The 14,896-nt window shown below is 34.5% G+C and carries 12 protein-coding genes, 1 other RNA gene and 2 pseudogenes; 5 read left to right on the top strand and 10 right to left on the bottom strand.

Going from position 1 to position 14,896, the window contains the following annotated elements:
* Window positions 1-41: 41 nt before the first annotated feature.
* A pseudogene (kdsB, locus tag ABXT67_RS14525) lies at window positions 42-767 on the bottom strand (3-deoxy-manno-octulosonate cytidylyltransferase); the annotation flags it as partial.
* A 46-nt stretch (window positions 768-813) separates the two neighbouring features.
* Window positions 814-2,244, bottom strand: coding sequence for an ATP-dependent DNA helicase (locus tag ABXT67_RS14530; protein ID WP_415374756.1), 1,431 nt, complete (start codon window positions 2,242-2,244; stop codon window positions 814-816).
* Between the two features lie 124 nt (window positions 2,245-2,368).
* On the opposite strand from ABXT67_RS14530, the gene ABXT67_RS14535 reads away from it, so the two are divergent.
* The 3 genes from ABXT67_RS14535 to ABXT67_RS14545 are packed head-to-tail and all read left to right on the top strand — an operon-like array spanning window position 2,369 to window position 4,372.
* Window positions 2,369-3,037 (top strand): hypothetical protein, encoded by a 669-nt coding sequence (locus tag ABXT67_RS14535; RefSeq protein WP_415374757.1) that lies wholly within the window; start codon window positions 2,369-2,371, stop codon window positions 3,035-3,037.
* Entirely contained in the window at window positions 3,009-3,830 is an 822-nt protein-coding gene (locus ABXT67_RS14540) for a DUF3822 family protein (RefSeq protein WP_415374758.1), read from the top strand. Before ABXT67_RS14535 ends, ABXT67_RS14540 begins: the two co-directional genes overlap by 29 nt.
* Before the next feature lie 2 nt (window positions 3,831-3,832).
* A complete protein-coding gene (locus ABXT67_RS14545; protein WP_415374759.1) occupies window positions 3,833-4,372 on the top strand; it encodes an RsmD family RNA methyltransferase in 540 nt (179 codons plus the stop codon).
* 436 nt (window positions 4,373-4,808) lie between these two features.
* Here the strand turns inward: ABXT67_RS14545 and rnpB are convergent.
* Window positions 4,809-5,132, bottom strand: an RNA gene (gene rnpB, locus ABXT67_RS14550) — RNase P RNA component class A.
* A 95-nt stretch (window positions 5,133-5,227) separates the two neighbouring features.
* Between rnpB and ABXT67_RS14555 the strand changes: the two are divergent.
* Window positions 5,228-7,110, top strand: a pseudogene (locus tag ABXT67_RS14555) (DNA polymerase III subunit gamma/tau).
* 31 nt (window positions 7,111-7,141) lie between these two features.
* Complete coding sequence (locus tag ABXT67_RS14560; protein ID WP_415377008.1) at window positions 7,142-7,723, top strand: tRNA-(ms[2]io[6]A)-hydroxylase; 582 nt, start codon at window positions 7,142-7,144, stop codon at window positions 7,721-7,723.
* A gap of 405 nt (window positions 7,724-8,128) precedes the next feature.
* Here the strand turns inward: ABXT67_RS14560 and ABXT67_RS14565 are convergent, their stop codons facing one another.
* The 7 genes from ABXT67_RS14565 to ABXT67_RS14595 form a co-directional block, all read right to left on the bottom strand.
* A complete protein-coding gene (locus ABXT67_RS14565) occupies window positions 8,129-9,040 on the bottom strand; it encodes an exopolyphosphatase (protein ID WP_415374760.1) in 912 nt (303 codons plus the stop codon).
* A gap of 10 nt (window positions 9,041-9,050) precedes the next feature.
* Window positions 9,051-11,147: a polyphosphate kinase 1 gene (ppk1, locus tag ABXT67_RS14570; RefSeq protein WP_415374761.1), complete on the bottom strand. Its 2,097-nt coding sequence runs from the start codon at window positions 11,145-11,147 to the stop codon at window positions 9,051-9,053.
* Window positions 11,148-11,149: 2 nt separating this feature from the next.
* Complete coding sequence (locus ABXT67_RS14575; protein WP_415374762.1) at window positions 11,150-11,635, bottom strand: SixA phosphatase family protein; 486 nt, start codon at window positions 11,633-11,635, stop codon at window positions 11,150-11,152.
* Window positions 11,636-11,701: 66 nt separating this feature from the next.
* Window positions 11,702-12,346, bottom strand: coding sequence for a pyridoxamine 5'-phosphate oxidase (gene pdxH, locus ABXT67_RS14580; RefSeq protein ID WP_415374763.1), 645 nt, complete (start codon window positions 12,344-12,346; stop codon window positions 11,702-11,704).
* 254 nt (window positions 12,347-12,600) lie between these two features.
* Window positions 12,601-13,506 (bottom strand): ribonuclease Z, encoded by a 906-nt coding sequence (locus ABXT67_RS14585; RefSeq protein WP_415374764.1) that lies wholly within the window; start codon window positions 13,504-13,506, stop codon window positions 12,601-12,603.
* A gap of 122 nt (window positions 13,507-13,628) precedes the next feature.
* Window positions 13,629-13,964 (bottom strand): ribonuclease Z, encoded by a 336-nt coding sequence (locus ABXT67_RS14590; protein ID WP_415374765.1) that lies wholly within the window; start codon window positions 13,962-13,964, stop codon window positions 13,629-13,631.
* Window positions 13,954-14,889: an aspartate carbamoyltransferase catalytic subunit gene (locus ABXT67_RS14595; protein ID WP_415374766.1), complete on the bottom strand. Its 936-nt coding sequence runs from the start codon at window positions 14,887-14,889 to the stop codon at window positions 13,954-13,956. Before ABXT67_RS14595 ends, ABXT67_RS14590 begins: the two co-directional genes overlap by 11 nt.
* Window positions 14,890-14,896 lie beyond the last annotated feature (7 nt).

The raw sequence follows: 14,896 nt of genomic DNA on the forward strand, positions 1-14,896 counted from the left end.
AATTGAGCTGGTGACTCTTTTTTAAGATCAGATTCGTTTTTCTTTAATAACTCATTGGCACGAACTAAATCTTCTGGCGTGTCTATTTCAACGCTTTGTGTATTTGAAATGGCCATTTTAATGGTATGTCCATATTCTAAATATCGAATACATTCAATCTTTTCTGCCGCTTCTAATGTTCCCATTGGGAGTCTATAAAAATTCAATAATGCCTGTTTTCTAAAGGCATAGATCCCCTTATGTTTATAATACTGAAGTGCCGCATTCTTATCTCTTGGGTATGGTATGGGTGAACGGGAAAAATATTGAGCGAAGTTTTGTTTATCTACAATCACCTTAACACAATTAGGATCACTTATTTCCTTCCAATCATGAATTTCAGTCATTAAGGAAGCCAAGTCAATCTTATCAGCATCTGCTCCTTTAAAAACTTCTAATACTTGCTCCAACCCTTCTCTATTTGTAAAGGGCTCGTCCCCTTGAACATTTACGACAATATCAATGTCCAAATTTTCAACCGCTTCTGCAATGCGATCACTCCCGCATTCATGATCTTTTATACTCATGATGACTTTACCACCACGATTTTTTATTTCGTTAAAAATAACATCGCTATCTGTGACTACATAAACTTCGCTAAAAAGGTTTGTAGCAACCGTTGCTTCGTAGGTTCTAACTATTACGGGCTTGCCTCCAAGGTCTTGCATTAACTTCCCTGGAAAGCGTGACGCGCCATATCGCGCAGGTATCATTGCTATAATTTTCATATTTCGACTCCGCTCAATATGCGGATTGTTTTATCATTGCTCAAATTTACATTTCCTCTTCAAAAAAATCCTCTTTAAAACCTATTAAATATAATTTATCTTGTGCCCTAGTTATCGCAGTATAAAGCCATCTTAAATAATCCTTGTCAATTCCGTTAGGCAAATAGGGTTGTTCGACAAATACATTAGCCCATTGTCCTCCTTGGCTTTTATGACACGTTATTGCATATGAAAACTTGACCTGTAATGCATTAAAATATCTATTCTTTTTAACAGACATAAAACGCTTATAGTTAGACTTTTCATCTGAATAATCTTTTGATACTTCTTGGTATAATTTATTTGAATCTTCATACGTTAATGAAGGGGTTTCTGAAGACAGCGTATCTAATAATAAAACAGTTTCAAAAGCTTTCATTTTTGGATAATCAGCCATTTGCACTTTTACTTCTGCAAAGCGGAAACCGTACAAATCTACAAACCTAAAAATTTCCAACACTTCAACAATATCGCCGTTTGCAATAAAACCAGCATCACTTTCGGCTGAAACCCAATGATAATTATTCTTAACAACCATTAATCTATCCCCAGTGGAAAGTTCATCTTCTTGAAATAAAATTCTACTCCGAATACTTTGATTGTATAAATTAGCCCGTTTGTTAGATCGTACAATAAAAACCGTATCATCATCAGTTTCATCGCTAAAGTGTTCCTGAAGGGCATCCATGATTTCCATACCATCAGCAGGACGTATGATATCTGGAAATATTTTTCCGCTAAATTTAAAACGATCAAAAATACCTTCATTTAAAATAGACCGTAGTCGTGTCGCATTATGTAAAATGCCACTATTTTCTTGCTGCCGTACTACATCGTCCAACTCCAACTCAACAACATTTTTATTAAACTGATTTTCTAATAATCTAGCATCTAAGGCAGGACTTACGTCTAATTTTACTGGTGGGAGCTGTGCTGTATCCCCTATTAATAAGAGCTTACAGTTGTGCCCACTATAGATATACTGCATCAAATCATCCAACAACGAACCATTTTCAAAAAGCTTTGCATCTTGATTTATATCTGGTATCATAGAAGCCTCGTCCACCATAAATAAGGTGTCTCTATGTTTGTTTTTTTGAAGTGTAAACGATACGCCTCCCCCTTTTTTTGCCTTGGGATAGTATATTTTTTTATGGATCGTAAATGCTTCTTGTCCTGCGTATCCACTAATAACTTTAGCTGCCCTACCCGTAGGCGCTAATAAAACCGATTTCATTTTTGCCTTCCACAAGTTCTTAACCAATGTACCTGTAATGGTTGTCTTACCTGTTCCTGCATATCCCTTTAGTAAAAAAACACTGTCTTTAGCTTCGCTAAGAACAAATTTTGACAAAAGTTGAAGCGCAATATCCTGCTTTAGCGTTGTATTGTGCGGAAAATGAGTTTTAAGAAGTCCGTAAAATTGGGTGACAGTCATGTAGTAAGCTTCATTTAAGGGGTTAAAGATGCCATGATTTTTTAAGAATATACTTTTGCGAACAAAAAAAAATTGTAGATTTGCGATAGACCTATTCATTTAGTAAAACTTAAACAAACTAATAATGAAATTAATATTACAACTTGTTCTTTGGGTACTCATCATCTTCTTAGGATGGCAACTTTACGGTTCTATAATTGGTCCTGTAGAATTTAATAAAAAACGTGATGCACGTTATGAGAAAGTAATTAAAAATTTAAAAGACATCCGCGCAGCAGAACTTGCTTACAAAGAAGTTACTGGTAAATTTACCGGCAATTTTGACAGCCTAGTTCGTTTTGTAGATACTGCACAATTCGCAATAACACAAAGACGGGACACTAGTTTTGCTGATGTTGCAAAAAACAAAGCCTACGGCCTTACTGAAGGTTATTTTGAAGAAAGGGTATTAATTGACACCCTCGGCTTTACCGCTGTGAAAGATTCTCTATTTAATGGTACAGATAGATATAGAAAAATGATGAATGTTCCCCTAGAAGGTATAGATCAAAAATTTACCTTGAAAGCCGGAACTGTAATAAAGAATAAAGATACCTACTCTGTTTTTGAAGCAAAGATTTCTAAAGATTTAGTTTTAGGAGATTTAGACCAAGATCTTTTAGCGCAAGAAAAGCAAGTACTATCAGTTGGTGGAGTAAATGGAGCCTATATTAGGGTTGGCTCTTTAAATGATGTTGACAATTCGGGTAACTGGCCAAAAATTTATGACGCAGCAGAAACAAAAGATCAATAATTCTACTGTAAATAACAGCTATAGATTGTCCGTTCAAGTTTCTTTGAATGGACATTCTTTTTTAGTGACAAATCCAGCCACTAGCGCCATTCTATTCCATAAAGAGAATATTTATAATCAGTCCACTACTCCAGAAGAAGTATTAGACAAGATTAAAACAGATATTGTGGTCAACGAACAGCTGCAAAATTACATTGATGAAGTAGTTGTAATTCACGAAAATAACTTAGTTACAATTGTTCCAGAAGCGTTTTTTGACGAGACCAAAGCGGTCGAATATTTAAAATTTAATTCAAAAATACTGGGTTCAGATTTTGTTGCGTTCGATACGATCACAGATTATAACAAAGTAGTTGTTTACGTGCCTCTTGTAAACGTGAATAACTATTTTTTCGAGGCTTACGGAAGCTTTCAGTATTTTCACTCAAATACCATCGTATTAAAGAATATTTTAGAAGCGGAAGCTGATTCCTTAAATACAAAGATTTATTTAGATATAAATCAACATTATTTTTCGGCTTGTATCATTAAGGATGGAACGCTTCAGCTAAACAATAATTTTGACTATCGAACACCAGAGGATTTTGTGTATTATGTACTGTTTTGTTTTGAACAATTACAATTAAATCCAGATAGTGTTCCTACCATTTTAAGTGGCTCTATAAATGAAAATGATGCTAACTATGCATTATTATATGGTTATGTAAGAAATGTTTCTTTCTATGATATAAAAAGTAAACATAACACAAACGACACTACTTCACATTCAAACATTGCTCTTTTTAATAGTTAACTATGCGAATCATTTCAGGAATTTATAAAGGAAAAAGACTAACCGCTCCTAAATCACTACCGGTGCGACCCACTACCGACTTTGCCAAAGAGGCCCTGTTCAATATTCTAAATCACCGTGTTGATTTTGAGGCTATAAAATTATTGGATCTTTTTGCAGGTACAGGAAATATAAGTTATGAATTTGCCTCAAGAGGTTGTAAAAGCATTACCGCGGTAGACAGTCATTATGGCTGTATAAAATACATTTCCCAAATTGCAGAAGAACTCGATTTTTCTATTAACCCAGTAAAAGCAGATGTTTTTAAATATTGCGGATCAAATCGAGAGGGATTTGATATCATTTTTGCAGATCCACCGTACGCGTTTGAGCTAGATAAAATGGAAGAACTTATCAAAAGTTGTTTTGAAAATGATTTCGTTTTAGAAGATGGAACTATTATTATAGAACATACCAAGCATTTAGACCTTTCTAGCATAACAAATTACACGGAAAGCAGACGATATGGAGGCTCCGTATTTAGTTTTTTTAACAAATCGTAAATTTTATTTAATTTTTATGTGTTTACCATAACACAAAATACAACTATTTTATGGCTTCCTCATTTGTAAAGACTATCGACTTAGATTTCGTTCATATTAAGTTATATGAAAATTATCTAATATCAACTATCAAGGAAGGTGTTGTATTTGACAAGCCACACTTAGAAAGACTCTACAAAATTTTAAACGATAGCTTTCCTGGGCAATATTATGGGTATATATCGGACCGTAAATTTGATTATACAGTAAATCCAACCTGTTATTTAAAATCTGAAACGATTCACCCAAATTTATTAGGTATAGCAGTTCATTGCTATAACAGCGCTAGTTATAATAACGCACAATTTGAGCGAAACTTTTACCACCGCCCAATGGATACTTTTTACACGCTAGACCAATGTAAAGAATGGGTTAACAAATTAATTGAGTCAAAAAAAGAAAAAGCAGGTCTATAAGCCGGATTCTGTATCCACCTAAAGTGGACCCTTATCATTTATCTACGCACCTAGTTGCCTTGGTGCTCTATCTGTCTACCCTCCAGCAATGGGCGGGAACCCTTACCGCTGGTATACGTGACATTTCACCACATAGAGTTTACCTGGTTTCACTACAGCATTACCTGTACATACTTTCTGCTGCACTTGTCCTGTCTTCCATCGTTTTAACGATAGAAGATGACGGCTGTTAGCCGCTATGCTTCCCTATGGTGTCCGGACTTTCCTTCCCGAGACTAGCTCGGAACGATAAGGCGACCTGCAAGGTGTAAAAATAGACTAAAATGTTAATAAAACACTTAAAATACACCCCCATAAAACTATAAAATCAACGTCAAGGTTTTTATATTTGTTTTCAGTTATGGAACCATTCATTGTATCTGCTAGAAAATACAGACCCACCATCTTTAAAGATGTTGTAGGGCAACAAGCCATTACAAATACACTTGAAAATGCTATTAAAAACGACCATTTAGCACAAGCATTGTTATTTACAGGACCAAGAGGCGTTGGGAAAACAACTTGCGCTAGAATATTAGCAAAAAAAATAAATCAGGACGAAGAAACTATTAGAGAAGACGAAGATTTTGCTTTTAATATTTTTGAATTGGATGCAGCTTCCAATAACTCAGTAGATGATATCAGGAATTTGATTGATCAAGTACGTATTCCACCGCAAGTTGGGAAGTATAAAGTATACATTATTGATGAGGTACACATGCTCTCCTCTGCAGCCTTTAATGCATTCCTAAAAACACTAGAAGAGCCTCCCAAGCACGCTATCTTTATTCTAGCAACTACTGAAAAACACAAGATAATCCCTACTATTTTATCGCGTTGTCAGATATTTGATTTTAGACGAATCACGGTTCAAGACATCAAAGGTCATCTTGCTGTGGTTGCAAAAGCAGAGAATATTAATGCGGAAGATGATGCCTTGCACATCATTGCACAAAAGGCAGATGGTGCATTACGAGATGCACTTTCAATATTTGATAGGGTTGTTAGTTTTTCTGGAAACACATTGACCAGAGAAGCAGTTACTGAAAATCTTAACGTGCTAGATTACACGTATTATTTTGATATTACCAAGCTCTTACTGGCGAATAACATTCCCCAAGTTTTAGTAGCCTATGACGAAATTTTAGCTAAAGGGTTTGATGGGCATCACTTTATAATGGGGCTAGCCTCGCATTTTAGAGATTTGATGGTTTGCAAGAATCAAGAAACTATTGCTTTACTTGAAGTTGGTGAACAGGTAAAAACAATGTATTTTGAACAATCTCAAAAAGCGAATAATAGCTTTTTGATAGAAGCAATAACCATTGCAAATTCCTGCGACTTAAAATATAAAACAAGTAGAAATCAGCGCTTGTTAGTGGAGTTAGCCCTTATGCAACTTGCTTCTATCACAGTGCAAGACGAAAAAAAAAATCCAATAATTTAGAGATACGTCCATTTGTCCTCCCTCCTAGTCATTTTAGAAATGTAGAAGTAAAAGCCGCACCTACTCCTTCGGAAAATGTTGCTGCAAAAGCAACGATTACTGAAAAAGATTCAGCCATTATAAATATTGAAGAATCACTGAAGACTTCAGTAAAACCCGAGCCTGTTTTATTAGAAGATCCACCCACCCCTTCCAACCCGCATATCATTGAAAAAAGTGATGTAGATTCTCTGGAAGAAGGCGCTGTGTTTGAAACAGATCCAGACGCTGCCGATAATACGGGCGAGATTCCTGAAAAAGTAATCGAACGACCTCAAATACTGGCAGAACGAAATGCTAAAAAGGTTTCAGCACTCTCTTTAAAAAGTATTCAGAAAAAGCACGAGTTAAAAAAAGAATTAGTAGCCAAACAACCCGACCAGAGTAATTTACCAAAACTTCCTTTTACTGAAGAATCATTGGTTAAAGCTTGGAATACTTTTGCTGACCTTGCAAAAAATAATGGAGAACACAATCTTGCATCGCATCTAAGAATGGGAGTGCCTAAAGTAGGAGGAAGCATTGTGCATTTAACATTCCCCAATCACACTATTAAGGTTGAAATGCAGCGCGAAAAGCACGAATTATTGAGTTATTTACGGAAGGAACTTCAAAACTACGATATTGACATCTCTATTGAAGTAGATGAAACCGAAATGAAACGCTACGCTTATACACCGAGAGAAAAATTTGAAAAGCTAAAAGAAAAGAACCCATTAATTGAAGAACTAAGAAACACCTTTGATTTAGACGTTTAAAATTATGCCTACGACTGAAAAAACTATAAAAATGCTTGGATTACAACTACCCACAGATCCACGATGGGTAAATATTGTTACCATGAATATTGAAGAAATACTTACAGACCATGCGTACTGTGAGCAAAAAGCAACCTCGACGGCTATTTCTTTAATCGTTTCATTTCCAGAATATACAGAATTGGTTCAGGAAATGGTAAAACTGGTTAAAGAAGAAATAAGTCATTTTAAAATGGTCCATGACCTTATTTTGGAAAGAGGTTGGATCTTAGGAAGGGATCGAAAAGATGACTACGTGCTAGCCATTATAAAATTCTTTCCAAAAGGGGGCAGTCGCACTACCCAATTAGTACACAGATTACTATACGCAGCCTTAATCGAAGCAAGAAGTTGCGAACGTTTTAGGCTCTTAAGTGAAGCGCTAGAAGACAAAAAGCTAGCTGCTTTTTACCGTAACCTAATGGTGAGCGAAGCAGGACATTACGCCATGTTTATTGGCTTTGCAAGACAATACGGAGATCGAAAAGAAGTAGACGAAAAATGGGGAGCATTACTAGCTTTTGAGGCTGAAGTGATGAAGGACTTGAGCACTGGGGGAAGTATTCATGGGTGATTTTTGATATACGTACTCGGATTTACGATTTTTGAATGGTAGATTTATAGATACTTATAGAAAAGCCTACTTTGAAGGTTCTTTTAAAAAATGATTTTTTTTGAAATTATTGATTACTATGGGAATGATAATTCAGGAACTTATTTATACTCAAATTTAATTGAAGTCGATCTTATAAGGAAATATACGGAGATTCATTTTACAATTTAAAGTTGTATAATTGGTTTTTTCACCGGATTATCAGGGGATATTAGTCACAAAACCAAGTAAAATTAAAACTGACTCTAAATGACAGAAAGTTCAATGTTTGTCTAATAAATACAGACACTTAACGCACTAAAAATCGGTACATACACTTCAATAAAAAATAAAGATTCAAGAGTTATTTTCAAATTAAATTTCAAATCATTTAACCTCCAGCTTCTTAGCCTTTCTTTCATTATAAAGACTTTTTACAATTCCATCTGCAAGACCAATTTTGGGTACATAGATATTTTTTGCTTTTGACCATTTCATTGCTGAAAGATAAATGCGTGTTGCAGGTACAATAACATCGGCACGATCTGGATTCATTTGCAGTTCAAAAATACGTTCGTGGTAGGTGAGTTCTTTTACTTTTTCGTAGAAATTAGCCATAAAGAAATAACTTAATGGTTTCCCTATTTTCATTTGGCTGTATTTATAAATACTATTGATATTCCCTCCTGAACCAATTACCTCCACTTTAGAATAGCCAGCAGTAACCCGAATAATCCATTTTTTAACTTCATCCCAAATCGATTCCTTGACCATATCATTTATAATACGAACCGTCCCCAGTTTAAACGATCTTGAGAGAACCAATTTTCCGTTAGCAAATAAGGTAAATTCTGTGCTTCCTCCACCTACATCAACATATAGAAATACTTTATCATCTTGAATGAGTTCTTTTAAATCTGTAGATGCAATAATGGCCGCTTCATCATTACCGTCTATAATGTGTATTTTTACATTTGTTTCAACAAAAAGTAATTTTGCAACTTCTTTACCATTGTCTGCTTCGCGCATAGCACTTGTTGCACAGGCACGATAACTAACAACATTATGATTTTTCATTAATAAGCTAAATGCCATCATGGCATCTCTCATTCTATTGATATTAGACCCACTAATACTTCCGCCTAAAAAAACATCTGCACCCAACCTAATAGGAACCCTAACTAAAGACGTTTTTTTAAATTGTGGCTCAAAACCTTCTTTTTCTATAACCGAAGCAATTAGTAATCTAATAGCATTAGATCCAATATCAATGGCTGCATATTTATTTATTTTTAGCAATCTTGTCGATTTAATTATTTAATTTTTCTCTATAATAGTCGTATAGGGCAAATTGCGAACGCACTTTCTCACCAGAATTTCTTCTATATGCATTGTCGTGTTTTTCAGAAATAACACGCGCCTTAACGTTGTCACTCCAGCAAGTTTCAAAAGTTTCATTAATTTCTTTCTTAATACTTTCATCATAAATTGGACACGCTATTTCAACCCTATTGTCAAGATTTCTACCCATGAAATCTGCAGAAGAAATATACATCTTTGAATTTCCATCATTCTCAAAAATATACAATCTTGGGTGTTCCAAGAATTTGTCAACGATACTAATAACTTCAATATTTTCGCTCATTCCGTTTACACCAGGGACCAAACAGCAAATACCTCGAACAATTAGCTTCACCTTTACTCCTGCTCTACTTGCGGCGTAAAGCCTATCAATCATTTTATAATCTGAAAGACTGTTTAATTTTAATTTTATGCCGCTCAGCTTTCCTTTAATATTATTTAATATTTCAGTTTCAATAAGACCGTAAATAGCATTCCGCGTGTAATGTGGCGACACTATTAGATGACGGTATTTTTTTATTTTGTAATTCACTTCAAAGAAATCAAATACTTTATTTATCTCTTTTCCTATTTTTTGATCGGAAGTAAATAAGGTGTAATCGGTATAAATACGCGCTGTAGATTCATTAAAATTCCCAGTACTAATAAAACAATACCGCTTCAATTTTGAATTTTCTTCACGTTCAATAATGCACGCTTTGCAATGTACTTTTAATCCATCAACTCCAAAAATGAGCTTTACACCTTCGCTTTGCATCTGCTCTGCGTAATATATATTTGCTTGCTCATCAAAACGCGCTTGCAATTCTATTTGAACGGTAACTTCTTTTCCGTTTTTTGCTGCATTAATGAGCGAACTAGCAATATGTGAAACTTCAGCAAGTCTATAAATGGTGATTTTTATAGTTCTTACTGCCAAATCCAATGCTGCCTCTCTTAAAAATTTAACCACATAAGAAAAAGTATGATACGGAGCGTAAAGCAAATAATCTTTTTTAGCTATTTTTTCCAAGAGACTTCCTTGTAAACTAAGTCCTTTAATAGGAAGAGGAGCTATTTTTTTATACTGTAAATCCACTCTTCCCAAACTTGGGAACCCCATATAATCTCTTCGATTATGATAACGACCACCAGGAATAACACTATCAGTAGTATTAATACCCATTTTATCCATTAAGAAATGTAGTGTCTCTTTATCAATATTTTTATCGTAAACAAAACGAACTGGATCTCCTGCACTTCGATTCTTGACACTTTTTGAAATTTTATCGATAAAAGATTTACTTAAATCGCTTTCAATATCCAACTCAGCATCACGAGTAATTTTAATCATATGAGCCGAAATATCATCATACTTAAAAATGCTAAAAATATGATGTAAACAGTATCTAATCAAATCATCTAAAATAATAATGAATTGCTGGTATTCTTTAGATGGAAATACGATAAAACGTTCTACATTCTTAGGGATTTCAATAAGTGCGTAATTTTTTTTTGACTCAAGTGTTGTGTCATTTTTGGACATTGACATTCTTACTGCTAAATAGGCAGCGCTATCTTTTAGCGACGGGAATTTTTCTAATTCTCCAATCATTATCGTCATCAGTGCGGGACTCACCTTACGCACGAAATAGTCCATTAAAAATGGATGTTGTTCAGGAGTAACTTCTGTCTCATCGATCATGAAAATACTTTCCTTCTGCAATTCAGTTTTGATAGTACCTAAAATATTTAAACTTGTTTTTTGTTGCCTAATTACCGTTTCAGTAATTTTTTCTAGCAATATAGGGGCAGGTATTCCCCCTAAATAACTTTTACCGCCTTTTCCAGCATCAGCAATACGCTTTATAGTAGCATAACGTACTTTAAAAAATTCATCTAGGTTGTTTGAGAAAATCCCGACAAATCGCAAGCGTTCAATTAATGGCGTTGTTTCGTCTTCGGCTTCTTGCAAAACACGCGCATTAAACTGCAACCAGCTAAGCTCCCTGTTAAAATAAATATTGTCTAAGGACTGGCCTTTTACTATCGCTTCGTTCACCATTATTATTTTAAATCTCGTGGGAAAATTGTTTTTATCGTTTCACCAACTGTGATAGCGCTCCAAGAATTTGTATCAAACTGAATAGCCACAAAACCTGCTGTTGGCAAATTGTCAATATATTTATTACCCAACATATTTACAATGGATGTAAACGCATGATTATGACCAAAAAATAATACGCAATCTAATGAATCGTCTAGATTTTTTATTGCCTTGATCACTTTTTGACCACTAAAGTCATACAATTCGTGGTCTACAGAAAAATCTAAGTCAGAAATATCAAATGCATCTTTAAAATAATTTGCAGTTGCAAAAGCTCTAACAGCATCGCTACTGATTATTTTTGCTGGCGCTAACATTGTTTTAGTTACTTCTTTTGAAACAAGGGCTGCATCTTTTTCACCTCTTATTTTTAGAGGTCGTTGGTGATCTATAACATCGTGTTTCCAAGAAGATTTTGCGTGTCTTGTAAGGTATAAGGTTTTCATTTTATACTGCTAATTATTTTTGTTGAAAATTGATATTTTTTTTTGGAATTTCAGACTTTCTAGATTTTAAGGTTGTAATCGTTTTATATCCCAGCCACTTTCATTTTTAGCATAACAAATACGATCATGCAAACGACTACTTCTGCCTTGCCAGAACTCTAAAAACAACGGCTTAATAAGATACCCCCCCCAATCCTTAGGCTTTATAATTTCTTTATTCTTAAATTCTTCTTGTAGCATTGCTAACTTTTTTTCTAATTCGCTTCTGCTTGCAATCTCTTGTGATTGTTCACTAACCAAAGCTCCTAACTTACTATCTCTAGGACGAGTATTAAAATAAGCTTTTGATTTTTCTTCAGAAATTTTTTCAACGCGGCCTTGAATAATAATTTGTCTTTCCAAAGATGGCCAAAAAAATGAAAGTGAAACCAAAGGATTTTCTGCAATTGCAATTCCTTTTTTACTTTTATAATTGGTGTAAAAAACAAAACCGTCAAATGTAACTTCTTTTAATAAAACTACTCTGTTTCTAGGCATACCTGAGGCATCCACAGTACTTATAGTCATTGCATTTACTTCATCAATTGTTTGAGAACTTTCAGCTTCTTGGAACCAAGAATTGAATTGTTTCATTGGGTTTTTTGAAACATCAGCGATGTCAAGTTTACCTTTTGTATACGATTTGCGGTATTCGTGAAGGCTTTTATCCATGTCTATTCAGGTTTATTGCAAGGTACAAAGAATGAAGGATGTTTAAAATAGGGAAGATTAAATTTGGGTTAATTTTTTAAGCTGAAATCGCGATAGTCCTCCTAAACTCCTAAAAATTTAATGTTTTAGAAAAAAGCTTTGGTGATTTTTAAAATTAATCCTAAATTTAGTAAAGCCGGACTACCTCTTTGAGCAGCACTGAAAAGACGTTACTGTCTTCACAAGTCCATAAAAAGATTAATATTTAGACTTAATTAAATTTCAAAAATTCTGCCATCTTTAGCAAGTTCTGTATTTATAAAAAACGCTTGTGCTTCTTTCATAAAGAGATCGTAATCTCCATAACGTCCAGAATAGTGTCCCAAAATCAATTTTCCAACGTTGGCAGACGCCGCTATTTTTGCCGCCTCTTCGGCTGTACTATGCTTTGTCTTTTTTGCAAGACCCAAATGCTCCTGTAAAAAAGTTGCTTCGTGGTATAAACAACTACTATTTTTTATCTGCGGAATGATTTCAGGGAAATATGCCGTATCACTGCAATACGCATAGGTTTTAGATGGGGACGGGTCAAAAGTAATTTTACTGTTTTTAACAGTATTACCATCTTTATCTGGTGCATCAAAACCTTGTTTTATTTTAGAATAATACGCCATTTCAACACTTAATTCTTTGGCTTTCTCGATATTCAATATGCGTTCTCCTAATTTTTCAGTAATTAAGAAACCATTGGTATACACACGATGGTTTAAAGGTATCGTCGTCACCATAACCTTATCATCTTCAAATAACAGTTCTGGTTTGTCACTTTCCAATTCGTGAAAATATAGACTATAATTGGTGTAACTTTTTCCAAGTTTTAATTGAAGTAATACTGCTTCTTTTATCCCTTTTGGTCCATATATATGTAAATCTGCCTCACGACCCAATAATCTAAATGTCGAAATAAGTCCAACCAATCCAAAGAAATGGTCTCCGTGTAAATGCGAAATAAAAATATGTTTAATTCGCGCGAATTTTATTTTGAATCTTCGTAATTGTACTTGAGTGCCTTCTGCGCAATCTATCAAAAAAAGATGTCCTTTCACTTCCAATACTTGGGCCGTAGGATTAGCATCCCATCGTGGTGCGGCAGAATGACAACCGAGTATCGTAAGTTTCATTTGTTCAAGGTTTGGAATTTTAGTTTAAGATCGCTGGTATTATATTCTTATAAATAAAATTTATGTAGTACTATAGGCTGAAGTAAATGAGTGGTCCCTAAAACTTCCGTATTTTTCCGAAGTTAGAATCCCAAATCACGTTCAATCTCTTCCATTTCCAAAACATCTTCTCCTTCTTGCAACGTAGGAACCACAATCATTTCCACTGGGATTTCATCAGGATCAATCGCACTATTTACAAGTATAAATGACTGTTTATTTTTACGATGTGTATTGGATACTTTTATGAATAACAATAAATCTTCGAGTGTTAGGTTCTCATATTTCATTAGATCTACAATTACATTTTGATCCTTGAATTTATTGGGAATTTGAGATTCTAAAAAAGAGGCAAAATCTTTAATGTCATCATATTCGTCTTTCAAAGTTACAAAAGTGTCTGAATTCTTAATCTGCATTTCTTTCAATTTTTGAAGCTAATAAATAAAGTACAGCCATACGCACTGCAACTCCGTTTTGAACTTGATCTAAAATGATAGATTGTTTGCTATCTGCTACATCACTAGTTATTTCCACACCACGATTTATAGGTCCAGGGTGCATTAATATTATTTCTTTATCTAGTGATTCCAGTAGCTTTTTATTTACACCGTATTGTTGAGTATACTCTCTAGTGGAAGGGAAATAACTAATGTCCATTCGCTCATTTTGTACTCGAAGCATATTAGCAACATCACACCAATTTAAAGCTTTTTTTAGATTAGGTTCGTAACTCACCCCTAGAGACTCTATGAATTTAGGCATTAACGTTTTTGGACCGCAAACTTTTACGGTTGCTCCTAATTTTTGGAGTGCAAAAATATTTGAAAGTGCTACTCTTGAATGTAAAATATCCCCAACGATAACCACCTTTTTTCTTGCTACATCACCTAAACGCTCTCGTATGGAAAAACAATCTAACAATGCTTGAGTAGGATGCTCGTGCGCACCGTCTCCGGCATTCACAATACTTGCAGAAATGTTTTTAGAAAGAAATACACCCGCTCCAGGATTTGGATGACGAATAACCACCATATCTACCTTCATCGATAAGATATTATTGACAGTATCTACCAAAGTCTCTCCTTTTTTAACCGAAGACGAAGCTGCAGAAAAATTAACAACATCTGCAGAAAGCCTTTTCTCCGCTAATTCAAAAGATAGTCTTGTGCGCGTACTATTTTCAAAAAATAAATTGGCGATCGTAATATCTCGCAATGATGGCACTTTTTTAATAGGCCTATTAATTACTTCCTTAAAATGATCTGCGGTCTCAAAAATGAGGTGAATATCATTTTCAGTAATGTATTTTATGCCCAATAAATGCTTTACACTTAATTCCAAAGGTTGT

The organism is Patiriisocius sp. Uisw_017 (genome assembly GCF_047731265.1).
Taxonomy (GTDB): domain Bacteria; phylum Bacteroidota; class Bacteroidia; order Flavobacteriales; family Flavobacteriaceae; genus Patiriisocius.